Below are 681 nucleotides of genomic sequence, written 5' to 3' on the forward strand. Positions count from 1 at the left end.
ATATGTAGTAGCTAACAGCAGTTTTCCATCTCTTAACTTTGTAATAGCAGTTGCACTTAACATTGTCTCCACGTTGACACTCCCATTCTTAGAACTTCTCAGCAAATGCAATTGCAAAATTACTGCATTTTTCAACATCCTCTTCATCTTCTGGAGCTAATTCAATTTTCAGCCCTTCTTGTACAAGCTCTGCACCGCGTTCCACAAGACGTTCTTCAAATATCGTTACCGCTTCACAAAACAGTTCATACGCTGTATCACCCGATCCGAATACCGCTACCTTTTTCCCAGCTAAATCTATATTTTCTAAGTCATCATGAAAATCTTCCGCTTCAAATGGTAATTCACCATCGCCCCACGTATAAGATCCTAAAATGATTCCATCATAAGCTAATAATTCTTCAGCGTCCATGCCTTCCATTTCTTGCAATACTACTTCATGATCAAAAGCATCTAAACTAACTTTAATTAAATCAGCAATACTCTCTGTATTTCCTGACATACTTGCATAAGCTATTAAAATTTTTGCCACTTTGGCATCCCCCTCTAACAATAAATGATTCTCATTCTCATTATATTAATAATGATAATCAATTTCAATTTATTTTTTCTACTTTTATTTACATTTCACATTACTTATTTCAAATAAGGTGAAACTTTAATCAGTGAGGGTATTCATCC

1 protein-coding gene is annotated in these 681 nt (G+C 34.8%); it reads right to left on the bottom strand.

Annotated elements, in window-relative coordinates; translation table 11 throughout:
- Nucleotides 1-88 precede the first annotated feature (88 nt).
- On the bottom strand, nucleotides 89-532 hold the full coding sequence (locus DN401_RS29640; protein WP_001062752.1) for a flavodoxin: 444 nt from the start codon (nucleotides 530-532) through the stop codon (nucleotides 89-91).
- Nucleotides 533-681: the final 149 nt, after the last annotated feature.

It is taken from the genome of Bacillus sp. BF2-3 (assembly GCF_008368795.1).
GTDB classification, from domain to species: Bacteria; Bacillota; Bacilli; order Bacillales; family Bacillaceae_G; genus Bacillus_A; species Bacillus_A cereus.